Genomic DNA, 23,329 nt, shown 5'->3' with positions numbered 1-23,329 from the left:
CTCCCGGGTACCCACAGCCGCTCGGAGCGGCTGAAGGGTGGAGGGGAGGCTCCAAGTGGCTTTGCCACTGGGAGGGGGCGACGTGAGCCCCGCTAATGTGGGCTGATGTGCGAGGTGCGAAATGAAGAACTGGTATCTAGTCGTTGACGTGGAGAAATGCGAGAACTGTAACAACTGCTTTCTCGCCTGCAAAGACGAGCACGTTGACAATGAATGGCCCGGCTATGCAGCACCCATGCCGGGGCAGGGTTCAAGCTGGATACGCATCGAGCGGAAGGAGCGGGGGGAATTTCCTTTTATCGACGTGGCCTACCTGCCGGTTCCCTGCATGCATTGTGAGGATGCACCGTGTATGAAAGCAGCAAAGGATGACGCAATCACAAGGAGACCAGACGGCATTGTCATCATCGATCCGGCTAAAGCACAGGGGCAGAAGCAGGTGGTGAAAGCCTGCCCTTACGATGCCATCCAATGGAACGATGTCCTCAACGTACCGCAGAAATGCACGCTCTGCGCCCATCTTCTGGATGAGGGTTGGAAGAAAACGCGCTGCGTACAGGCCTGCCCCACGGGAGCATTGAGTCTCCGTCACGCAGACGATACCGAAGTGAATGAGATGATCCAGTCAGAAAACCTGGAGACCTATCTGCCTGAGCGTAACACAAGCCCTCATGCCTTCCACAAGAACCTCTACCGCTTTATGCGCTGCTTCATAGGCGGAAGTGTGGCGTTGCGCGTCGGTGACAAAGAGGAGTGCGCAGAGGGGGCTTCTGTAACGCTCCTGAATAGCGGCAATGAGAAAATAGGCGAGTGTACGACTGATCACTTCGGCGACTTTAAATTTGACAACCTCGAAGAAAACAGCGGTACATACACGCTCCGTATAGTCCACAATGGTCATAAAACAAAGAGCGTCACCGTTGAGTTGGCGCAGAGCGTTTATGTGGGAACCATTTTTTTGTAGGGTCCGAGGGGTCAAGGGCACGCGTCACGCAATCACGTAGAACGTTCGCCTCCGCCCTTGCGGGTGCCTAGCGGGCTAGGATGGCCGCGCGATGCGCTCGGACAATGGACGAGAAAAGTGAAATTACAGCGAAACTCATTGAAACAAAAAAATTAATAAGCTAAGAGAAGGAAGATGAAGGGACAAGAAGATAGATCACACAAACCGAAGCAACCGGATAAGGCTGTGGCTACTATCCGCTCATACACGTTTGAGGAATTTGTTGACCGGGTTCGGACCTTTCACTCTTATCCGGCGCCGGGTGTGCTCATAGGAGGTTTTATGGTGGACCTCGCCTATCGGCACCTGCCGGAAGACGCGCTCTTTGACGCAGTTGTTGAAACGCCCAAGTGTTTGCCTGACGCGGTCCAGCTTCTCACGCCGTGTACAGTTGGAAACAGCTGGCTTACCGTGCTCAATCTGGGACGTTATGCCGTGACTTTTTATGATAAGCGGAGTGGCGAGGGAATACGCGTTTTTGTCGATCCGGTTAAACTTGAGTCCTGGCCAGAGATCAAAAATTGGTTCTTCAAGCTGAAGCCAAAGAAAGAGCAGGACGATCAGCTCTTGCTGCGACAGATCAAGGAAGCGGGAGCAAGCTTTTGCAGCGTCCAACAGGTGCGTGTTGCAGGTCACATGCTTGAAAAACGGCACAGGGCAGGCTTTGCCGTCTGCCCCCGCTGCAAGGAGAGTTACCCGGTCAGCGACGGTGAGTTTTGCCTCGCGTGTCAAGACACATCGCCATACCTGGTCGAGTGATACAACTCAGACCGCTGCGCTGGGACGACCGCCACGCAAGCGTGACTCGGAAGACCGTCGCACACGGTGCGACTAGGAAGACGCGAAGTCCCCGAAGGGGGGAAAGATCGTGACGCAAGCGTCACTAGCAAGATAGAAGTAAGGAGATAGAAGATAGAAGACGGAAGAAGAGGTTTTAGGATTCAAGTGCTGGCTAGCGAACGCAGTGAGCGGTCTTCCCTCTTCCGTCCATCTTTTCGTAACGGAGCGGTCAGGAGTTCAGCATGGGTGAAATACTTCATACTTCGCGCATCAAAATCGTACGGGTCAAGGGCCCGACGCGCAAGGCCATAGTCGAGGGATTCGACGAGCCGATCTACTATGGCGTGCACGGAGGTATCAAACGATTCTACAACGTTGAGACTGAACGAGAATACCCTGCCACGCTGGACCATATGGTCGCAGCCACAGCAGGGTGAATGATGGGAACACTGGCCACGTTGCTGGCCGGAAAAGGCATACACACGACCGAAGACCTTTATAGCGCGGATGTCGAAGGAGACATCGAAAAGGTGAACGACATACCAAAAATTACCGAAATACGTGTCACCTATCATCTGAAACTGGACCCGGAGAAGGCCGCTGACGCTCAGGACGCCTTTTCCGCGTACCTCACAAGGTGCCCCGCGGCTCAGAGCGTGTTGGGCTGTATCCGCATCCGCGACGATTTACGGGTGCATGATACAAACGCAGGATGACACAAAGTATCGATAATCGTTGACAAAGCACACTACCCCGGTGTTAATTAACGCATCTGTATCGTGCCTACTCATCGCACAAAGAGAATGGAGGTCGGTATGAAACTGGTACGGCTGGTGATGCTTTTTCTTTTTTCGGTATGCGTGTTCTGCTCGCTCTCTGTGCCCGCGGCAACGGCTGCGACTGAGCTGGTTCCGTTTTATACACCTGCCGTGGGTGGTACAGGCTACATCCTTGGCGCCGGAGTCGTTACTGTTACCAACAAGTTTCTGCCCGATGTGAAGATGGTACACGAAAGCACGACGGGATCAATGGAAATAGTGCGGCGGATGATGCAGCGCGAGGCACAGAAGAAGGATTGCTTTGGGCTATTTGGTACTGTTGACGCATGGAACGCGATGTACGGGAAAAACGAGTACGCAGGAAAGCCTTTCGCCGGCATAAGAGCGCTCACGTATGTGCTCGGCACGGATGTCTATCTCGTGGTGCCTGCCAATTCTCCTATCAAGTCATGGGCTGATGTCAGGGGTAAGCGAATAGGTATTGGCGGCCCGGGAAGCACATCCGCAAACACCGCCCTCTATCTTCTTGAGGAATACGGGATCGCCAAAAAAGATTTCAAGCCTTACTATTTTGTCTACAGGGAAACTGTGGAAGGCATTCAGAATGACAGCCTTGACGGCGGCATCCTCGTGGGGGGCTATCCTGTCGCGGCTTACTCTGAACTCGCAACTCAGCGTGCTGTCCGGATTGTTCCGGTGGATGAAAAAATTATGAAGAAGGTAACAACAGACCACCCCTATTACTATCGAACCGTCATAAAAGCAAAATCCTATAAGGGTCTGGAACAGGATACGCCGGTGCTCGGGTTCACCACGGCCATTTATGCCCACGAAGGCATGAGCAGCGACTTTGTCTACAAGATCATGAAGAATCTCTTCGAACACAAAGCAGACTATTACGCGATTCATGCGTCAGCCAAAGATATGTCGCTCGAAGACGTGACAAAAGGCATTCCCATACCCTTTCACCCGGGGGCCGTAAAGTATCTCAAAGAGATCGGGGCAATGAAGTAGAACTTGCTCAAATGCGCTTGAAGGCTAATCGCTGTCATAATTTAGTATGCAAGGAGGAACTGTGATGGACAAACATGATCCCGCGCACTGGTACAACAGGACACGAGAGGAAATCCGCACCCGGGGAGCAATATTCAACATCAACGAGGGAATCGACATCGACAACGGGAACGGCTGCGTAACGAGACTCATAGGATGGCCGGGAGTAGGCACGCGCATGGTCTCCTTTCACCTGTTGATCCACAAGCCAGGAGGCGCTTATGCCATGCATAGCCATCCGATCTCAGAGGAGAGCGTCACGTGCATTCGCGGCAAAGGTGAAGTGAACTTCGGCTCGGGATGGGTCAAGATTGAGGCAGGCAATCTGATATTTGCACCCATCGGCTGTGTCCACGCAACACGCAATGATCCCGATTCCAAGGAGGACTTTGTCATTCTCTCTTACGTCTGCCCCTCGCCCCTGGAGTGGTACCAGGAAATGGGGCTGATGGTGAAAGGGGAGTTCAACACGAACCAGATCGATCTCCTCATGCTCAATAGCCTGACCGATAATATCCCGACAAAATGCGTCATGAAGGAGAATGAGCTTGGGGAAGCCGAGCGAGCCGAGGTAAAAGGCTACGCGGAAGTTGCCAAGAGCGGAGGCGTATTCAACATGTACCGCGGCGCGCCCTTCAGAGGCTACGGTGGTCTCATGAAGTTCATTATATGGCCGGGCGTCGGCGCAAAGAATTGCGGACTCCATCATGCACATCATAAACCGGGCGTGGCGTTCAAGCCGCACGTGCACCCGATCTCAGAAGACGCTATTCTGATCTGGGACGGCGCGGGTATGGGCTATCTCGAAAGCCGCTGGATTGAAGTTTCCGAGGGAGATATCATTTACGCCCCGGCAACCGTCAGACATGGCACCGGATGCCGCAAGGATCAGCCCAAGATGATGCACGCAGCAGGCTGCGCTTCACCGCCCCAGTTCGATCTCTACGAGCAGGCGGGCTATTTGAAAGAAGGAAAATTCACTGACTTCCCGATTGCTAGGGGCGATGTTGGTGAATGAGCCTTCTCGAGGTTAGCAAGATCACAAAATTTTTCGGTGGTCTGAGGGCGCTCTATGACATTTCCTTCAGTCTCGAGCAAGGAGAAATTCTCGGCCTGATCGGCCCTAATGGAGCGGGTAAAACGACGCTTTTCAATATCATCGCCGGCACCTTCCCTCCCACTTCGGGATCGGTCATGCTCGATCGCGAGGATATCACCTCGAAGGGAGCGCGTGTGATATGTCACGGGGGTATCTCGAGGACGTACCAGCTTGTCCGCCCTTTTTCAAGCCTCACGGTCTATGAGAACGTGCTGGTGGGCAGTTATTTTGGAAATAGAGAAAAACAACAGAAAGCGCGTTCAGTCGAAGAGGAAGGCATGGAGTTGCTGGCGTTGACGGGGCTGCTCCAGAAGGCTAATACTCCGGCAAAGAATTTGACGCTGGTGGCAAGGAAGCAACTGGAAATAGCAAGGGCGCTCGCAACCCATCCCAAGGTTTTGCTGCTCGATGAGGCAATTTCAGGACTAAATCCGGCAGAAACTGAAACAGTGATGAATCTCATCCGCCAGATCAGAGATCGCGGAACCACTGTCTTTATGATCGAGCATATCATGAAAGCGGTGATGGGACTTTCCGACCGCATTCTTGTACTCAATTTTGGAGAGTTAATAGCCCAAGGCACACCAGATCAGATCACAAAGAACAGCGCTGTCATTGAAGCATATCTTGGAACAGAAGGAAATGTCGCAGAGGCTTAAAGGTCGTTAGATGCTTAAGATCGAATCAATCTCAGCCCAGTATGGAGACATTAAAATCCTGTGGGACGCATCTCTTGAGATTTCCTCAAAAGAGATGGTGACCATGGTCGGTTCGAACGGATCAGGCAAGACAACGCTGATAAACACCATCATGGGCATGATGCATCCGGCTTCCGGCCGCATAGAGTTTCTCGGTACACCGATACACCAGTTGCCACCGCATAAGATTGTGGAGAGGGGGATCAGCCTGATTCCGGAAGGAAGAAAGCTTTTCCCGGAGATGACCGTCGTGGAGAATCTTGAACTCGGAGCCTACTTTCCGAACGCGAGGAAGAAAATTTCCGAGACGCTCCGCTGGGTATTTGAACTCTTCCCGAGATTGCAGGAGAGAAAGACTCAGTTGGCGGGAACGCTGAGCGGTGGCGAGCAGCAGATGGTGACGGTCGGGCGCGGGCTCATGTCATTGCCGCAACTCCTTCTCATTGACGAACCATCCATGGGGCTGGCGCCGATCGTGGTCGCCGAGCTGTTTCGCACGATACGCAAGATTAACGATGAGGGGATGACGGTTTTTCTCGTGGAACAGAATGCTCGTCAGGCCATGGAGATTTCCGATCGGACCTACGTATTGGAGAATGGCCGGATCGTGCGCGAAGGGAAGAGTAAAGACCTGCTGAAGGATGATAACATCAGGAAGGCTTATCTGGGGCTGTGAAGGAGCCCTGTTTAACATTTTAGTGACGGAGCAACAGGAGGTTATTGAGTTATGAGAAAAGGATGTTTGATTTTTGTTCTGGCAACGGTGCTCGTTATCGGATTGTTGTTACCTGCTTCGGCCCAGGAGAAGAAGGAAATTGTGATAGGCATGACTCTTTGCCTTACCGGAAGATACGCTGTTGACGTAGGCCCCTTCGACAAAATGGTGAAGGCTTGGGAGAACTATGTAAATAAGAAAGAGGGCGGTATCTACGTCAAGGCTTATAAGAAAAAGCTTCCTGTCAGGACGATCATCTATGATGACAAGAGCGACCAGGCAACAGCCGTGAAATTCTACGAGCGGCTTGTGACAGTGGATAAATGCGATATCCTGATCGGACCCAAATCAAGCCCCATTACGTTCCCGGTTACGGCCGTGGCCGAAAAGTATCACATCCCCATGATACTGGCTACTGCCAATACCCCGCAAATTTTTGAACGCGGCTTCAAATGGATCGTGGGCGTTAACAACCTGTCCACCGCGTGGTCAGATTCTTACTTTGAACTGCTCGGTGAGGAGAAGCAGGCCAAGACCATCGGCTACGTTGCAGAAGATACGCCACACACGCGCGAGGTGTATGAAGGGGCGATACCCAATGCCGAGAAGCGGGGCTTCAAAACAGTGTTCAAAGATGTTGCACCTGCAGGAACGACAGACTTCACGTCTATTCTCGTGAAGTTGAAGGCTGCTGACCCGGACGTGATCTACGTATCGGCATTCACACCGTTTGCAGTCACGTTCAAGAAGCAGGCGAAGGAATTCGGATTAAAGCCCCGGGAATGGCACTTTACGCATGCTGATAAATCCTTCTCCGATGCATTAGGAAAGGATGCCAATTACGTTACCACAGAATATAACTGGCTTACCGGAATGCCCTACGGGGATTTAAAAAAATTCCACGAAATACTGAAAGAAGCCAAGATCGATCCCGAGGAGTACATGGATACTTCTCTGCACTACACACCCCTGGAAGTTGTGGAAGTGGCTGTGCCCAAGGCAGATTCTCTGAAACCGGACGATCTGATGAAAGCGATCAAAGCAGTCAACTTCGAGTCTGTGATCGGGCCCATGTATTTTGAACCGACCAAGGGCCACTCTGCGTTCAAACAGCTGGCGATCCAGTACATCGACGGGAAGTATTACATCATCGGTCCGAAGAAGATCGCAACGCATAGGCACGTGTACCCGAATCCGGCACCGTAACGCAAATACAGTGAACAGCGAGCGGTGAGCAGTCAACGACGAATGATGAGGTGCACGCTTGGAAGTAAACGATCACGGAGTAAAGTAAGGAGTAGTAAGCAACCTTGGCAAGAGTAGCTCCAGGTATACCAAAGACCATGACGCACGGTTTCGGACTCTTACTGCGTACTGCGTACTGCTTACTGCTCACTAGGGGAAATGTCAGGAGCATCAAGTGCTGAACGTGCAGATCCTAATCCAACTGATTCTCGCCGGAGTGCTCCAGGGCGGCACCTATGCGCTTGCCGCCTTCGGGCTCTCTCTCATCTTCTGCATTGCAGACGTGCTCAACATCACCCACGGGGAATTTCTCATGCTGGGCGGGCTGGTCACGTACATCATCTTTGGCGCCACCGGCTGGAATCCCTTCTTGATTCTGCTCATCGTCATCCCTCTTTTTGTGTGCGTGGGTTTCATCTACCAAAGGACGTTCATCAAGCCCATTTTGAACCGTCCCCCGCGGCAACTGCTCTTCTCTTCCATTGTCGTCACCGTCGGTATTGCGACCGCTATTGAGGATACCACCTCATTCATCTGGGGACCCACGGTAAAAGGCGTTTCCTTTTCCATGCCTGCAATAATGGCTGGCGGCATCGTTATCTCCTCGCTGCGCCTGACCATCCTGCTGTCGATTATCGCGCTGACTCTTTTTCTCCATTTCTATCTGAAGAAGTCATTCATGGGAAAGGCAATACGCGCGATCCTTCAGAACCGTGAGGGTGCAACCGTCATCGGCATTAATGTTCCTAAAGTGGTTACGTTTGTCTTCGGCATTGCAATCTCGCTCGCTGCGGTTGCCGGGGTTTTCTATGTTTTGCAGTTTACCATCGGACCATTCATCGGTCTTCCTCTGACTATTCGCTACATCGCTATTGTTATGCTGGGTGGCTCCGGCAGCTTGATCGGGTCGTTGGTCGGAGGGCTGATCCTGGGAGTGGCCGAGACATTTGCGGGTTTCTTTATAGGTTCCCACTGGTCGCTTACAGTCGCGTTTTTTACGTTGGTCCTCGTCTTGCTCCTCAGACCCCAGGGGTTGTTCAAGCATGTTTAAAAAATTCCTCACACCATCCAACGGTTTCTGGCTCATTGCATTGATCGGTCTTCTGTTCGTCCCCAAATTTGTAGACCCATACTGGGTTGTTTTCCTTCTCCTTCTCTTCATGTACATAGGTATCGGTTCAAGCTTTAACATCACCGCAGGCTATCTCGGGTATGTCAACCTCGGCCACTACGCGTTTTTCGGCATCAGCGCCTACGGTTTCGCCATTCTCTACGCCAAGGGAGTTCCCTTTGTTATCTGCATGGCTACAGGCGTTGTCGTAACCCTCATCTTCGCAACGTTGATCAGTTATCCTTTTCTGCGGCTCAAGGGCGGGTATTTTGCGCTCGCTAACTTTGGACTGATTAAACTGTTTGAACTCGTCGCCGGAAGCCTCCGCGACTTCACAGGAGGCACGCAAGGAATCTCCCTGACACCGGGATACAGGCCGTACCAGACCTATTACATGTTCCTGGCAGTGGCTCTGCTGACAGTCATCGTCTGCTACTGGATTCCAAAATCGAAATTCGGCCTCGCTCTTTTCAGCATACGTGAAGATGAAGAAGTTGCCGAAGCCTTTGGCATCAATGTGAACAGACGAAAGATGGCTGCCTATATTCTGAGCTCGGCCTTCCCTGCCCTGCTGGGTGCGGGTTATGCCTGGTACTCGGCGTACATCGATCCGGAAGTCGTCTTTGGTACGGATAAGGCGCTGCTTCCCGTAACCATGGTCATGCTTGGAGGAACCGGAACTTTTCTCGGCCCCATATTCGGCGCTGTTTTCATGCTGATCATCGAAGAGTTTTTGTGGACATCAACGTGGCTTCCGGTATGGATCAAATCTTTGCACCTGACGATGCTGGGGCTCATCCTGGCATCCGTTGGCATCTTCTCCCCCGGAGGGCTCGTAACTCTGAGCCCCATGGCAGCCTTCTTCCGCAAAGTCGGCATGGGTCGCTTCCTAGGCTCCTCGCACAAGGTCCTGAGTATAGAGTAAACGCAGATCTGCTTTTGTGTTATAGTATACCGTACCGCACCGGCCCTTCCCCGTTTTAAAACACCGAATTTAGCTTCGGCGGGCATCAGGTAGGCTTGGGCTCCACTATCGATTGAAGTACTGGCCAACTCACGCGGGGAAACAGGAGCAGCGTGTTATAACCTTTACTATTTGGATGCGCACGTGAGGGAGGAAGTTCCATGGCAAGGGTGATTTTAGGGTACTGGAAGGACACCGTAATCGACAACCGCGCAGTACCAAAGAGGGTGATCCAAGAAACCTTCCCCGGGTTTGAGGATTTTGAGGAAGGGAACCGGCACCGAGCCTTTATCGGATGGGATGGTTTCTTCATCTTCGATCGTGAGGCACCCGTGGTCGATATGATAAGGCACTATGTGCAGAGGATACAGAAGGAGAGTTGCGGCTACTGCACACCTTGCCGCGTGGGTACCAAGATAGTGGGCGACAAACTAAGCTCAATTGCCGCGGGCTTCGGTCGCGAGCAGGACATCAGCGATATACGGCAGCTGGCAGAAGTGATCAGGGACGCGTCCATGTGTGAGCTTGGTCACACGTCCATGAACGCGCTTCTGAAGATTATGGAACTCATGCCAGAGGCCTTCGAAGAAGCCGTGCGGGAGCGCCGCCCGGTGCCGAGGGGCGCTTACCATTCTATCCTTACCGCACCGTGTATTGAGGCATGCCCGGCACATCTGGACATTCCCTATTATGTCGATGCGATACGCAGCGGCAACTATAACGAAAGCCTTGCCATCATAGGGCAAAAGAACCCCCTTCCCGGCATTTGCGGCCGCGTCTGTGTCCGACCCTGCGAATTCGCCTGCCGTCGAGAGGAACTGGATGACCCGATTTCCATAAAATACCTGAAACGCTTCGTTACGGATCAGATTCAATCCTACGCAGCGACACGGTCAAAAAAAATGGAGCCGGCGCCGTTAACTTCGGACAAAAAGGTTGCAATCATAGGCTCCGGTCCCTGCGGCCTGACGGCGGCGTTTTTCCTGAGACAGAAAGGATACCCCGTCGACGTATTCGAGCAATTGCCTGAGCCCGGCGGAATGAGCGCCGTAGGAATTCCCGACTACCGTCTTCCCCGCTCCATCATCGCGGCTGAGGTAAGCCGCATCGCTGAGACAGGCGTGCAATTCCATTATGGCGTACAGGTCGGACGGGATAAAACGATGAAGGAGCTTCGCGCCGAATTCGGTGCCCTTCTGATCGCAATCGGCGCGCACGGAGGCAAGAAGGTGGGTATCACCGGAGAGGAGAGCAAGCCTCTGGGCCTGGTTTCCGGCGTGACCTTTCTGAAGAACGTGAATCTTCTCCTGCCGAAAAACGAGTTTGTGCCGCCGGAGGGCACAAGCGTGGTAGTGATCGGCGGGGGAAATGTTGCGATGGATTGTGCCCGCAGTGCCCGCCGCCTCGGCTACAGCACGGTAAGAGTGGTTTACCGGCGGACCGAGCATGAAATGCCTGCGGATGCCGAGGAAATCCGGGACGCAAGGGATGAAGGCATTGAGTTTCACTTCCTGACCCACCCTATCAGGCTTGAATCGGCAAGCAACAGGGTGACGGGATTGACGTGTGTGCGCATGGAACTGGGCGAACCGGATGCATCCGGGCGCCAACGGCCGGTTGAAGTAAAAGGTTCTGATTTTTTTCTGGAATGTGATGTAGTTATCCCGGCCATAGGCCAGGGAACCGACTTCTCGATGTTCGGGGGCGACTTCCTGGTGAAGACAACCAAATGGGGTACAGTGGAAGTCGATGAGGAGACGCTCATGACCAGCCAGGAAGGGGTTTTCTCCGGTGGTGATTGCGTCTCGGGCCCCAAAGCCTTGATTGACGCTATGCGGCAGGGATTGCATGCAGCCCATTCAATTGACCTCTATCTCAAGGGTGAAAAGATGTGCGCGCCCGAAGGGCAACGAATGTTCGAGATGCTCAAGTCGATGAACCTGCCCCAGTCTCCTGTCAACAGAACAGGCAACAAGCCGCGAAGCCATCCTGAGATGCGGCCGGTCAACGAACGCACCGGCGATTTCAATGAGGTTGAAGCAGGCTATTCGCCGAAGGAAGCAATTGCGGAAGCAGAGCGTTGTTTGCGCTGCTACCGTCTGGCCATGTTCGTAACGGAGGAATAATCAACCAACGATGAAGACCCCAGAGAAAATCAACAAGCGGATCACCCTGTATATCGACGGCACAGCAGTGAGCGTGCCTGAAGGCGCAACGATTCTTGACGCGGCACGGAAAGCCGGCGCGCGTATTCCGACGCTTTGTTTTCTCCCGGAACTTCAACCCATAGGCTCATGCCGGGTCTGTCTTGTCACCATCGAGGGAACTGACCGGCCCGCTACGGCCTGCAACACGCAGGCTCTCGAAGGCATGCGTGTGGTAACCCGCTCGGAGCAGCTATTCCATCTCAGGCGGGAAGTCATGAAAATGATCATCGCACATCACCCGCTCAATTGCGCACCGTGTCCTAAGAATGGTCAGTGCCGCCTCCAGGATATGGCGTACGAGTATGATCTCACCACCTTCGATTTTGCCCGATACGTCATCGCCACGGAAGAATTCCCGTGGAAGCCTTACGCGACGCCCATTCTGGACTACCATCCCCGCAGATGCATCCTGTGCGGGAGATGCGTCAGGATCTGTGCGGAGATACGCGGTCTGGGCGCAATCACCCTGAGCGGTGCCGGTGCGCAAACGGTAATCCGGCCTGTAATGTCAGATCCGGGTACTCCGTCCCGCTGCATTTCCTGCGGGGAATGCATGCGGGTCTGTCCGGTGAACGCAATCGACGAGCGACTGGTACACCAGCAAGGCAAACCCTGGGAGACCACAAAGGTGCAGACGACCTGCACGTACTGCGGTGTCGGCTGTCAGCTCGATCTGAATGTGGTGAACGGCCGCGTCGTGGGGGTGACGACACGCGATGACATTGGCATCAACCGCGGCAGGCTCTGCGTGAAAGGCAGATTCGGCTACGCCTTTATTCACAGCCCGGACCGGCTGACACAACCCCTGGTCCGCAACCAGAGGGGAGAGCTCAAAGAAACCTCGTGGTCGGCTGCTTTGACCCGCGTGGCCCGCGAGTTCGGCCGTATACGCGATAAACACGGTCCGCAGGCTCTGGGCGGCCTGTCCAGTGCCAGATGCACCAACGAAGAGAACTACCTGTTCCAAAGGATGGTGCGGCAGGCGTTCCGTACCAACAATGTGGACCACTGCGCGCGGCTCTGACACTCCACCACCGTGGCCGGTCTGGCCTCCGTATTCGGAAGCGGTGCAATGACGAATTCGATCGAGGAAATAGTAAAAGCTGACGTGATCGTGGTGACGGGGACGAACACGACTGAAAACCACGCGATCATCGCCCACTCAATAAAGCGCGCGGTAGAGCGCAACGCGGCAAAGCTGATCGTGGTCGACCCGAGACGCATCGACCTCGTGGACCAGGCGAATTATTGGCTGCGCCCGAGACCCGGCACTGACGTGGCGTGGCTCAACGGCATGATGCACTGGATCATCAAGAATAACCTGCACAACAAGAAATTTATTGAGGAGCGCTGCGAAGGCTTCGAGGAACTGGCTGCTGTGCTCGAGAAGTATACGCCTGTACATGTGGAAGAGATTACAGGAATTCCGGCATCCGATCTGAAGGCGGCAGCAGAATTGATCGGCCGGGCAGGCAATGCGACCTTCCTCTATGCGATGGGTATCACGCAGCATACGACAGGGACAGCAAACGTAAAGTCCATCGCAAATCTCGCCATGATCACGGGGAACCTTGGCCGTCCCTCTACCGGCGTGAACCCGCTGCGCGGCCAGAACAACGTGCAGGGCGCATGCGACATGGGGGCCTTACCCAATGTCTTCACCGGCTATCAGTCTGTCTCTGACCCTGATATCAGAAAACAAGTTGCGCGTGTGTGGGGGGCTACATACATGCCGGATGAGCCCGGATTAACACTTACGGAAATGATCCCTTCGGCGCTGGCGGGGACGCTCCGTGCTCTCTACGTGATGGGAGAAAACCCGGTAGTTTCAGACCCCAATTCAGCCCATATCCAGGAAGCGTTGCAGAAATTGGAATTCCTGGTGGTCCAGGATATCTTTATGACGGAGACGGCGCAACTCGCCGACGTTGTTCTCCCCGGCGTCACGTGGGCAGAAAAGGACGGGACATTTACAAACACCGAGCGACGAGTACAGCGCGTGAGGGCTGCCATTCAGCCTGTGGGAAACAGCGTCCCTGACTGGATGATCGTCCAGCAGATCACGAGAAACATGGGTATCAAGGCCCGCTTCTCCTCACCGGAGGAGATCTTCGAGGAGATCCGGCGCCTGACGCCCTCGTACGCTGGAATCACCTATTCACGGCTTGATCGTGAGGGAGGTATTCAGTGGCCGTGCCCGAGTGTTGATCATCCGGGGACGCCTTTTCTCCACCAGGGAAGATTCCCTCGCGGCAAGGGGCTCCTGACCCCTATAGACTATGAGCCGCCGGCGGAGGTGGCGGACGAGAACTATCCGCTCGTGCTCACAACCGGGCGTATACAGTACCATTATCATACAGGGACCATGACGCGCCGCTGCCGCAGCTTGAGCATGCTCGCGCCCGAGGCTCTTCTTGAAATGCATCCGGATGATGCAGCAAAATTGAAAATTCGCGATGGCGACCTCGTTACGGTGACGTCCCGCCGCGGTAACATCCAGATACGCGCAAAGGTGCCTGGAAAGGTTGCGCCCGGTGTGGTCTTTTCCACGTTTCACTTCAGTGAGGCGCCGATTAATCGGCTGACGAACGATGCACTCGATCCGGTTGCGAAGATTCCGGAGCTGAAAGTCTGTTCAGTCTGCGTCGAGAAAGCGTAACCCCGTAAGAGCAATCACTGTGGCAGGAAACTGAAAGGCCATCCGCAAAGAGACGCAGATGGCCTTTGCATCTGAGGACGATCTGTCTCAGAGTTTGGAAAGGATCTGTTTGATCTCACTTTCGTCAACAATTTTCAGACCGGTGCCTTTCAAGAGCGCGGCCATCTGTTTAATCTCTTCTTTTTTCGCCTGGGGCTGCGGCGGCCGCATAAAAGGATGCGCAAGGAATCCGCGCAGCCACGCACCTATTTTGTAGCGCACGTGCAACCTGGCGTAATCCGCGTACACAAAATCATTTAACTTTCCTAACCCTGCATTCCAGATTCTGCGTGCTTCCATGAGATCGTTTCTCTTCCACGCCTGAATGTGGTCGATCATCGGTTCCATGCCATAGTTCAGCCCTCCGTTGACGGTTCCGTCAAACATCTCCAGCATCAGGAAGACGTGCCACAAATCAGAGGGTGCACCCAGGATGGCGACGTGGTGGTCGAGCGACCTGAGCCCTTCACCCACACTTTTCCATCCCGGATAATTGTACGTCATCTTCCAGCCCACTATGTTGCGCACCGCATTGCACATCTTGAGTGTAGGGCCGACCGGTAGACCTACACCATACATGGGATTCACTCCCGATGTTGGGTGTACAATGATCGGCAGGTTGACGGCTTTATCGATAGCCCTTGCTATGTCGATCCACACCTCGGGATATTTTTCAGGGTTCCATGCATAGGTGATATCCCCTGATCCCATGGGGGGAATAAAAAAGATCCCGTCCACACCCGCTTTCTTCGCCGTCACTGCATCGCGGACTATCCCCTCGGTTGTCGCATCTATGGCGCCTGCAAAGAGCGGCACTTTGCCTGCAACTTCTTCTACGGCGATCTCAACAATCTTCTTCTTCTCCTCATAGCTCAGATAGAAAATTTCTCCGGCCTCGGGATTGACGATAATAGCTCCCCCTGCATCAACAAATTTCGGTTGCAGAAAATAACGCAGCAGCTTCCGGTACGCACCGTAATCGATCTCGAATGTCCCCCGCTTATAAGGAACAACTACAGCAGTGAAAATACGATCCCATTTTGTACCGCTATTCTTGGCCATTCCTTGCCTCCTCGATCATTAAGAGTATTCTATCCAATGCACTAAGCCCGCAACAACCTTCTCCGTCGCACAAAGAAAGAGGGAGAAGCCGCGTTAACAACACATTCATCTGCGAAATCCTCAGTCGCCTGTCATCTCCGGGGGCTCGCCACAGTATTCTACCGTCCTTCGAGATCTTTCACAACACGCGTCAGTGCACGTTCCACCAGCACTTTGGCGAGGTCCATCTTGTAGCCGTTCATCCGCAGAGGCCTTGCTTCCGTAACCGAAGCCTCTGCCGCCGTTGCGATGAGTCTTCTGTCAAGCTTTCTTCCGGTGATCATATCCTCTACCGCTGCTGCAACGTACGGCGCCGGGGCTACGCTGCCAAGCACTATCCTCGCCTTTTCACAGACCCGCGCCGGCATCCGCACCGAGAGAGCCACGCTGGCAAGAGCAAAATCCGCAGCGTGACGTATCCGTTCTTTTAGAAAAACCTGACCCGAGCCGGGCTGGTCAGGAACCACGACTCCCGTAAGAAGCTCATCCGGCTCTAGCGCCGTCTCACCCAGGCTGTTGGCTCCCGTAAAGAACGTATCGAGTGGTGCCCTCCGTTCTCCCCGTGGGCCGGCGATCACAGCATTGCCTCGCAGCGCTATGAGTGCGGGAGCCAGATCTGAAGGGTGCGCGGCCACGCATTTCCCGTGCATCATGATAGCGTGATAGAAGCGATGTTCGCCGGAAATCGCATAACACCTGTCGCCGCCCTTCTTAAAGCAGATAAAGTGTGGATGCCTGAAATAGGAACATCTCGGCCTCTGACAGAGATTGCCCCCCAGCGTACCCATGTTTCTCAGCTGGGTTGTGCCCACGTGAAGGGCTGCCTCTGCGATTACAGGGAACTTCTCCCGTATGATGTCAGAGGTGGCAAGCTGCTTCAGTGTCGCCGTCGCCCCAATACGCAACCCATTTCCTTCTTTATAGCTTATTGCGTTCAATCCCGGGATCTTCTTGATGTTGACGAGCACCTCCGGGGTTTTGAGCGCCGGACCCTCAATGCGGTCTTTCATGAGGCTGAGCAGGTCTGTTGCACCTGCTATCACCTTGGCTTTCTCGCCATAGCGCGCGAGATACGAAACTGCTTCCTGCACATCTGTCACACTTTTATACTCAAAGCCCGGCAGTTCGAACAACATTCAACGCGCTCCTTTCGCCTGACCGCGTGCAGCCCGCGCTGCCCTGATGATCTTATCAGGCGTGATGGGAAGGTCGTTAAACCAGATACCTGTGGCGTTGTACAGGGCGTTACGTATCGCTGCCGGCGTGGGGGCATTGGTATTCTCGCCTGCCCCCTTGGCTGAGTAGGCAAAATAAGGATCCTCGCATTCGGGGAGAAATACCTCGACAGGCGGGAAATCGAGCGAAGTCGGCATCCTGTAATCGGATAAATTGCCCGTCAGGAGCTTTCCTGTTCTTGGATCATAGAGGCCTTCCTCTGTTAACGCAAAGCCTACGCCGAACTCGATGCCGCCATATACCTGGGATGTGCACAGCTTTGGATTTATCGGTTTGCCGAAATCCTGGGCAGCCACGCATTTCAGGATGTTCACACGGCCGGTCTCGGTATCCACCTCAAGCTCCACGGTCTGCGCCCCGAATGTGGCCATCATGGGTTCGGCCGGATTTGGTGCCCTGCTGCCTATGCCAACGATCGTTTCGTCCGGCGCCATGTTCCGGCACGCCTTCCTGAATGAAACCGATCGCGAAGGGTCTGATTGTACATAGATCATCCCGTCCTTTGATCGTAGCCTCCCGGCATCGGTATCCAGCAGGAAGGCTGCGTGCTCAAAAACGCGCTGCCGTGCCTCTGCAGCTGCCTGCAGAACCGCCGGCCCCATCTCAGGCGTACAGCGTGACGCGTGACATGAAGGGGCATAGAGGGTATCCTTGGTGTCGCCGATGAAGACTGTCACGTCACCCGCTCTCACCCCCAACTCCTCGGCAGCTATCATCCCCAGTATGGTCTTTTGTCCGCCCCCTATATCAACAACACCCACGAAGAGATTGACGGTGCCATCCGGGTTGATCACCACTTTAGCTTCGGCCACGTACGGGTAAAGACCGACGCCCTGGAGCACCAGGTAGGAGGCCATGCCCATACCGCGCTTCAGTGGGCCCTTGTTGTCGCTGACCGGCGCTCTTCTCCTCTCCCAGCCGATCGCGTCGACAGCGAGTTTCATGCATTCGTCCAGTATCTTGCTCGAGTAAGGAATCTTTGCAGCAAACGTGGTTGTGCCATCACTAATCATGTGAGCCTCTGCCGTGCCCACAGACTGATAGGTCGCGTAGTTCTTCATTCTGAAGTCAAAAGGATCGATACCAAGCTCCACCGCCATCCGGTCCATGTGCGATTCCAGAGCGAATATGGCCTGCATGTTCATGGGAGAGCGGGTGGGGCCTGTTGTTTGCTTGTTCGTACTGACGCCCGTCTGCTCCAGGTAGACATTCGGGCACGCGTGAAGATTTGCCGTGTGCCAGATGATCTGTCTGCAATAATAATTCTCCTCGGTCGCCGCCGCTCCTATATCCACAATGGCCTTTTGAAAAATAGCTGTGAGCGTGCCGTCCTTCTTCGCTCCCATCTTGAGATACATTGTGGTGTCGTATCTGCGTGAATGATTCACGAATTCTTCGTTTCGGGTGCGTTCCATTCTCACGGGCCTTCCCGTTACCATGGAAAGCTTGGCAGCATAATATACTATCCTGTGCGACCACGCCTTGGAACCAAAACCTCCGCCAAGGTAACGCACAATTATCCTGACATTCTCCGGATCGAGGCCGAGAGACTTCGCGAGTGCCCGTTTGGAATTCCACACGCCCTGTGCGGCATCCCAGACCGTAAGTTCATGACCATCCCAGCTGGCCACGCAGGCGCGCGTCTGAATTGTCCCGTGGTGGGAAACCTGCGTGGTGTAGGTGTCCTCCACGATTACCTCGGCTTCCTCAAAGCCTTTCTCGACATCACCCCGCTGGATCACGAAAGGCTTCCTGTCAAACATCTCCCTTCCAGGATATTCCTCGTCCCCAACGAGCGGAGGAACCGGTTTCTGCAAGGCCTCCTCCGCGGGCGGCATTGGGGTGAGTACCTCGTATTCCACCTCTATCAGTTCAAGGGCTTTTCTTGCAGTAACAACGTCGACCGCCGCCACTGCCGCTACTTCAGTGCCTTCATGGGTGATAGTTTCGGGAAAGGCGATCTCGGGCACCTCGTACCAGCACGTCCTCCAACCCTTCGTGTTTTCCTTGTTCAGGATGGCCATGACCCCTGGTAAAGCCTCTGCCTTGCTTGTATCGATCTTCAGGATCCTCGCGCGCGGATGGGGGCAGTGAAGCGTTTTTCCATAGAGCATGCCAGGCAGTTTGATGTCTCCTGCGTATTTCGCCTCTCCTGTGACCTTCTCAAGAGCATCATATCGGTTGAGCGGTTTGCCCACGACAGTCAATTCTCTGTCTAACGGGGGAGGCACAGTACCTTTGACGAGCAGCTTGCTTTCGCTCATTGCCCGTCCCCTCTCTTTTCTGTCAACCTTCCGGCAACCTCCAGAACGGCTTCGATGACATTCGGAGTAGAACCGCACCGGCAGAGGTTTCCGTCAATAGCAATACGCACATCATGCTCGGTGGGATGGGCATTCTTATCCAGCAGGGCCTTGGCAGAGAGTATCATGCCGGGCGTGCAATACCCGCACTGAAGCGCGTCGTGGTCGATGAACGCCTGCTGGAGCGGATGAAGCTTTCCCTTCACAGGCATTCCCTCTATTGTTAGAACTTCTCTACCGTCCGCCTCTACCGCGAGCGTTGTGCACGAGTAGACAGCCTCGCCATCAAGTATGACCGTGCAGCTTCCGCATTCGCCCCGGTTGCAGCCGACTTTCGTGCCGGTAAGATCGAGTTCTTCCCTGAGAAACTCAGCAAGGGTCATGTAGTGATTGATGTCAGCTTCAACCCTCTTTTCATTAACGGTCATCGTGACATGTTTCCTGTTTTCACGCGAGCCCTCTGCTTGGCCCATATTCATACTCCTCTCGTACCTCCCTACAAGAAGCCTTTACTAATGCCCTGGCAGCCAGAGCGGTATTGATGGGAAGATCATGCAAAGACCTATAGCAAGCACTTGCAGGAACATGAACGGCACAGCAGATTGAATTACATCGGTCATCGTATACTGCGGGGGAGCCACCGCTTTCATCGTGTACAGGGCCACACCAAAAGGCGGTGTAATCAGTCCGACTTCTATATTCAAAACGGAAATTGCACCGAACCAGACAGGGTCGAATCCCAGAGAGATGATGGCGGGCACGAAAATAGGCATGGTCAGCAGAATGATAGCCGCAGAATCCATGAAACACCCCAGGATCAGCAGCACCACCTGCATGATGCCCATGATAATGAGAGGGTGAACAGGCAGAGACAATACGAACTGGGCCATGGCCTGCGTGGCGCCGACATAGGCCAGCACCTGGCTGAAACCGCGTGCTCCTGCGATGATGAGGAAGATCATGCCTGTTACCTTCAGCGAGCCGATGATCGTCTTCTTGAGAACAAGCCAATTCATGCGCTTCTGCGCAATGGCTACAATCAAGGTGGCAATGGCCCCGCTGGCAGCAGCTTCTTCCGGTGTCGCAATGCCCAGCACCATGAACCCTATAACGGAGAAGATGATCGCAGCCACCGGTACTATGTTGTACGCCAAGTTTGAAATCTTCTCCTTCAGGGACACTCTCTGCATCTCACGTACCGGGGCAAGAGCCGGATTCAGCGCGCACCGGATAATGATGTAGGCCGAATAGAGTGCGGCAAGAAGAAGTCCGGGACCGATGATGGCGAGCAAGATCTTGCCCACCGAAATTTCGCCTATGGCCGCGAGCAGCACAGCCAGGCCGCTGGGTGGGATCAGAACCGCCAACCCGCCTCCACCCAGGATGGGGCCAAAGATCATCGACTTGTGATAGCCCTCCTTCTCCATCTGGGGCAAAAGGACCGAGCCAAGAATAGAGACACTCGCGATACTGACGCCGGTGAGCGCAGCAAGGATGACACCTGACCCGATTGCAATGAGGCTTCCTCTCCCCGGCAGGCGCCCCAACCACTGGTCAACGATCTTAACGACATCGCCCCCAAGCCCTGAATGAAACATCAGTTCGCCCATGATGACAAACAAAGGAACGGGCGCAATCGTGAAGGTTGCGAGCGAGCTCCACATGCTCTGGACGATATAGTCCAGGCCCGATGGATACCCGAGCACGAGCACTGCTCCGATGACGTTGATGAACATGAAGCAGATCGCAATAGGCATGCCCGTCATCATGAGCACGATCAGGCTGGAGAATACGATCAGGACCGCAACTTGCCATTCCATGAAATAACCCTTTCGTAATGGGATATGTTTACTTAGTCAGGCCCTTCCACTTGCCGATATAGCTGTAGGTTCTTCGTATGAACTGTATTGCAAGCAGGAAGCTGCCTACGAGAATAGGTGTCAGGAGAATCCATCTCGGGGGCTCCAGAACTGTTGGTATGACAAGCTTGGTACGGTAGAATTCAAGAATGACTCTCAGGGTGAACCATGTGATGATGAGAACTACAATCGTGCTGATTATTGACGTGATGATGTTCAGCAAAGTTTGCGCCCTGGGTTTCAGCTTGTTCAGCACGAGATCCATCTTGACATGACCATCATCCCTCAGTATCCAGGCTGCAACCAGAAATCCCATGCCCACGAGGGTGTACTCGCTCACTTCCTTCACCCATCCCATAGGCCTGTTGAAAAGGTACCGGAGTGTGATATCTGCACCGACAATAAAAGTAAGGCCCAGAAGCAGAATGGCGCTGATCACTACCATTACTAAGTTCAAGTAATCGAAAACCCTGCCGAGTCCTATGAAAAATTTCATCAGTCTTTTCTCCCCCGTTCAACGTCTTTCAGGTCAATTACCGGTGGTCTATTGCGGTTGCTCTCACTTTCTCTATCTCTCTGGCTGTTCAGTCTGTTTGACTGAGCGATCTCCATCCGGCCATGTAGTATCTACCTTCCATCCTCTGAACACAGAGCGCAGTCTTCCGAGTCACGCTCGTCGCGACGCTTTTCTTGCTGTCTTGTCGGTTCTTTCAGCGGCGTATGCCCGTGGCCCGGTACTACTTGCCCCCGGACAACAGCACTTTTAATCTGGGCGTCACATCGGGGAACCGTTTCTGCTGATACGCCCATGTGGATTCGTAGGCCGTATCTACAAGCCATTTGGCTGTGTCGGGTGATAAGTTGTAGACTTCTACTTTTGCCTCTTTGATCTTCTGGAGGGCTTTGACCTTGTCTTCAGTCCATGCCTGTCCACTCGTCTTCTCCGAAAAAATCATGGCGTCTGTAACCGCCTGCTGCAGCTCCTTGGGCAGCTTGTTCCAGACATTCAGATTCATGACGATCATCGGCGAACTCTGCAGGTACCCTGGCAGAGGCATGAACTTAGTTACTGCCTGACAACCCGAACTTACCCAGTTAGAGGCTGTTGAGCTGGACACCCCGTCTACGGTATTGCGCTCCATGGCCGTATAGTAGTCGGTCAGCTGCAGGTTGACTGCCGCAGCGCCCCATCCTTCAGTGAGGGCTCGGGCCGCTGTTGCCGTACCTATTCTCAGCTTTTTGAAGTCTTCAGGCTTCTCGACCTTCTTGTTCAGAAACAGGTTAAAGAACTGCAGGTCATTGGCCGGGGAATGCCTCCCCATGTAGTGGAGCGCTCCCTTGTTGCAAAGCTGATCCATGTAAGCGTACGTGCCGTTCTTTCTTTCTTCGTCTACCGAGATCCTGCTCAGGATCGTTGCCCCGACTCCCGGCGCCACGGACTCAACGACTCCGGCGAGTATGATCGAGAAATCGACTATACCGCTCTGCGTTGCCTTTGGCAGATCCATGAGCGCGATAGTTTCCGGACCGCCGCGGAACTTGAACGCAAGCCTGCCCTTGGACAACTCGACTGCCTTGGCCACAAATCCTTTGTTAAAGGCTATCATCTCAGGATGAGAGCCCGGCAGAAAAGAAGACCAGTTGAGCGTGACCGTTTCCGTTTTCGGGGGGGCCTGTTGGGCAGTTGCTGTCCCCGCGAGCGTCACGGCGACAATCAGAACCAAACATGCGAGCATAACGGGTGTACGCTTCCTGTCCTTAGATGCTTTTGCATTGTCCATGCTTCTCTCCTCCTAGTTCTTCATTACCGTTTGTGGGGAACCGGCACTCGGTTGGCATTATGACACCACATGATAACGTCGGAATAAGAATGTGTCAACGCATTTTTGGTCCTGGAGACACCCTCTACAGGCGGCCTTCCTGAATTGGATTTTCCAGGAAGGGCATGTTCGATTGACAACTGGAAATTGCGTCATATATTTCCGTAAAGGCCTGCATCAAACGGCGAAGATCATCAGGCAAATATTGAACCCGGGGGTGTGCGATGCTCAGACCAACAAAGATTCTTGTTCCTACTGATTTCTCCGAATACTCGGACAAAGCTTTGAAGCAGGCTCTTGATATCGCTACACAGTACAAAGCCAAAGTCTTCGTACTCCATGTTATTCATGAACAGATCACACAATGCGTGTACGATTATTGCCTTCCGACGGCTGAAGTGCAACGCGCCGAAGAACAGCTGATGGCCTCTGCGAAGCAGAATCTGCAGAAGCAGTTGGAAAAGTTTCCTGCCGCCAAAGAAGTCGAAGTGACCGCCGATGTCAGAAAAGGCCATCCTTCGGAAGAGATACTGAAAGAAGAAGAAGAGAAGGGAATCGATCTCATCGTGATAGCTTCACTCGGGCAGACCGGTTTGCGGAAATACCTTATCGGAAGTATTGCAAGGAACGTCCTGAAGGGCGCGAAGTGCCCTGTGCT

At 53.8% G+C, this 23,329-nt stretch carries 21 protein-coding genes; 14 read left to right on the top strand and 7 right to left on the bottom strand.

Going from position 1 to position 23,329, the window contains the following annotated elements:
* Positions 1-121 precede the first annotated feature (121 nt).
* From VMT71_10265 to fdhF, 13 genes are all read left to right on the top strand, one after another.
* A complete protein-coding gene (locus VMT71_10265; GenBank protein ID HVN24342.1) occupies positions 122-964 on the top strand; it encodes a 4Fe-4S dicluster domain-containing protein in 843 nt (280 codons plus the stop codon).
* Positions 965-1,138: 174 nt separating this feature from the next.
* On the top strand, positions 1,139-1,762 hold the full coding sequence (locus tag VMT71_10260) for a formylmethanofuran dehydrogenase subunit E family protein (GenBank protein HVN24341.1): 624 nt from the start codon (positions 1,139-1,141) through the stop codon (positions 1,760-1,762).
* A gap of 263 nt (positions 1,763-2,025) precedes the next feature.
* Positions 2,026-2,220, top strand: a complete 195-nt coding sequence (locus tag VMT71_10255) for a hypothetical protein (protein HVN24340.1) — start codon at positions 2,026-2,028, stop codon at positions 2,218-2,220.
* Complete coding sequence (locus tag VMT71_10250) at positions 2,221-2,499, top strand: OsmC family protein (protein ID HVN24339.1); 279 nt, start codon at positions 2,221-2,223, stop codon at positions 2,497-2,499.
* A gap of 99 nt (positions 2,500-2,598) precedes the next feature.
* Complete coding sequence (locus VMT71_10245) at positions 2,599-3,576, top strand: TAXI family TRAP transporter solute-binding subunit (GenBank protein ID HVN24338.1); 978 nt, start codon at positions 2,599-2,601, stop codon at positions 3,574-3,576.
* Positions 3,577-3,640: 64 nt separating this feature from the next.
* Complete coding sequence (locus VMT71_10240) at positions 3,641-4,633, top strand: cupin domain-containing protein (protein ID HVN24337.1); 993 nt, start codon at positions 3,641-3,643, stop codon at positions 4,631-4,633.
* Positions 4,630-5,373: an ABC transporter ATP-binding protein gene (locus tag VMT71_10235; protein ID HVN24336.1), complete on the top strand. Its 744-nt coding sequence runs from the start codon at positions 4,630-4,632 to the stop codon at positions 5,371-5,373. The genes VMT71_10240 and VMT71_10235 overlap by 4 nt, the downstream gene beginning before the upstream one ends.
* Positions 5,374-5,383: 10 nt before the next feature.
* Positions 5,384-6,088 carry an ABC transporter ATP-binding protein gene (locus VMT71_10230; GenBank protein ID HVN24335.1) on the top strand — a complete coding sequence of 235 codons (705 nt, stop codon included), beginning with the start codon at positions 5,384-5,386 and terminating at the stop codon, positions 6,086-6,088.
* Positions 6,089-6,139: 51 nt separating this feature from the next.
* Positions 6,140-7,333, top strand: coding sequence for an amino acid ABC transporter substrate-binding protein (locus tag VMT71_10225; protein ID HVN24334.1), 1,194 nt, complete (start codon positions 6,140-6,142; stop codon positions 7,331-7,333).
* A gap of 223 nt (positions 7,334-7,556) precedes the next feature.
* Complete coding sequence (locus tag VMT71_10220; GenBank protein ID HVN24333.1) at positions 7,557-8,423, top strand: branched-chain amino acid ABC transporter permease; 867 nt, start codon at positions 7,557-7,559, stop codon at positions 8,421-8,423.
* Positions 8,416-9,408, top strand: a complete 993-nt coding sequence (locus VMT71_10215; protein HVN24332.1) for a branched-chain amino acid ABC transporter permease — start codon at positions 8,416-8,418, stop codon at positions 9,406-9,408. Before VMT71_10220 ends, VMT71_10215 begins: the two co-directional genes overlap by 8 nt.
* Positions 9,409-9,608: 200 nt before the next feature.
* Positions 9,609-11,573, top strand: a complete 1,965-nt coding sequence (locus VMT71_10210) for an FAD-dependent oxidoreductase (protein HVN24331.1) — start codon at positions 9,609-9,611, stop codon at positions 11,571-11,573.
* Positions 11,574-11,583: 10 nt separating this feature from the next.
* Positions 11,584-14,313: a formate dehydrogenase subunit alpha gene (fdhF, locus tag VMT71_10205; protein ID HVN24330.1), complete on the top strand. Its 2,730-nt coding sequence runs from the start codon at positions 11,584-11,586 to the stop codon at positions 14,311-14,313.
* A gap of 87 nt (positions 14,314-14,400) precedes the next feature.
* Here fdhF and VMT71_10200 read toward each other — a convergent pair whose 3' ends face one another.
* From VMT71_10200 to dctP, 7 genes are all read right to left on the bottom strand, one after another.
* Positions 14,401-15,414 (bottom strand): dihydrodipicolinate synthase family protein, encoded by a 1,014-nt coding sequence (locus VMT71_10200; GenBank protein HVN24329.1) that lies wholly within the window; start codon positions 15,412-15,414, stop codon positions 14,401-14,403.
* 158 nt (positions 15,415-15,572) lie between these two features.
* Positions 15,573-16,589 (bottom strand): xanthine dehydrogenase family protein subunit M, encoded by a 1,017-nt coding sequence (locus VMT71_10195; protein HVN24328.1) that lies wholly within the window; start codon positions 16,587-16,589, stop codon positions 15,573-15,575.
* Positions 16,590-18,953 (bottom strand): xanthine dehydrogenase family protein molybdopterin-binding subunit, encoded by a 2,364-nt coding sequence (locus VMT71_10190; protein ID HVN24327.1) that lies wholly within the window; start codon positions 18,951-18,953, stop codon positions 16,590-16,592.
* Positions 18,950-19,465: a (2Fe-2S)-binding protein gene (locus VMT71_10185; protein ID HVN24326.1), complete on the bottom strand. Its 516-nt coding sequence runs from the start codon at positions 19,463-19,465 to the stop codon at positions 18,950-18,952. Before VMT71_10185 ends, VMT71_10190 begins: the two co-directional genes overlap by 4 nt.
* Before the next feature lie 39 nt (positions 19,466-19,504).
* Positions 19,505-20,812: a TRAP transporter large permease subunit gene (locus tag VMT71_10180; GenBank protein HVN24325.1), complete on the bottom strand. Its 1,308-nt coding sequence runs from the start codon at positions 20,810-20,812 to the stop codon at positions 19,505-19,507.
* A 28-nt stretch (positions 20,813-20,840) separates the two neighbouring features.
* Positions 20,841-21,347: a TRAP transporter small permease gene (locus VMT71_10175; GenBank protein ID HVN24324.1), complete on the bottom strand. Its 507-nt coding sequence runs from the start codon at positions 21,345-21,347 to the stop codon at positions 20,841-20,843.
* A 241-nt stretch (positions 21,348-21,588) separates the two neighbouring features.
* Positions 21,589-22,632, bottom strand: a complete 1,044-nt coding sequence (gene dctP, locus VMT71_10170; GenBank protein HVN24323.1) for a TRAP transporter substrate-binding protein DctP — start codon at positions 22,630-22,632, stop codon at positions 21,589-21,591.
* Positions 22,633-22,895: 263 nt separating this feature from the next.
* Between dctP and VMT71_10165 the strand changes: the two genes are divergently transcribed.
* Positions 22,896-23,329, top strand: a 434-nt coding sequence (locus VMT71_10165; protein HVN24322.1) for a universal stress protein, incomplete at its 3' end; no start/stop codon positions are given.

The sequence above is a fragment of the Syntrophorhabdales bacterium genome, assembly GCA_035541455.1.
Lineage (GTDB): Bacteria > Desulfobacterota > Syntrophorhabdia > Syntrophorhabdales > WCHB1-27 > JADGQN01.
Note: the sequence above shows the minus strand (reverse complement) of the source record. Positions and strands in the feature narration are given on the sequence as shown.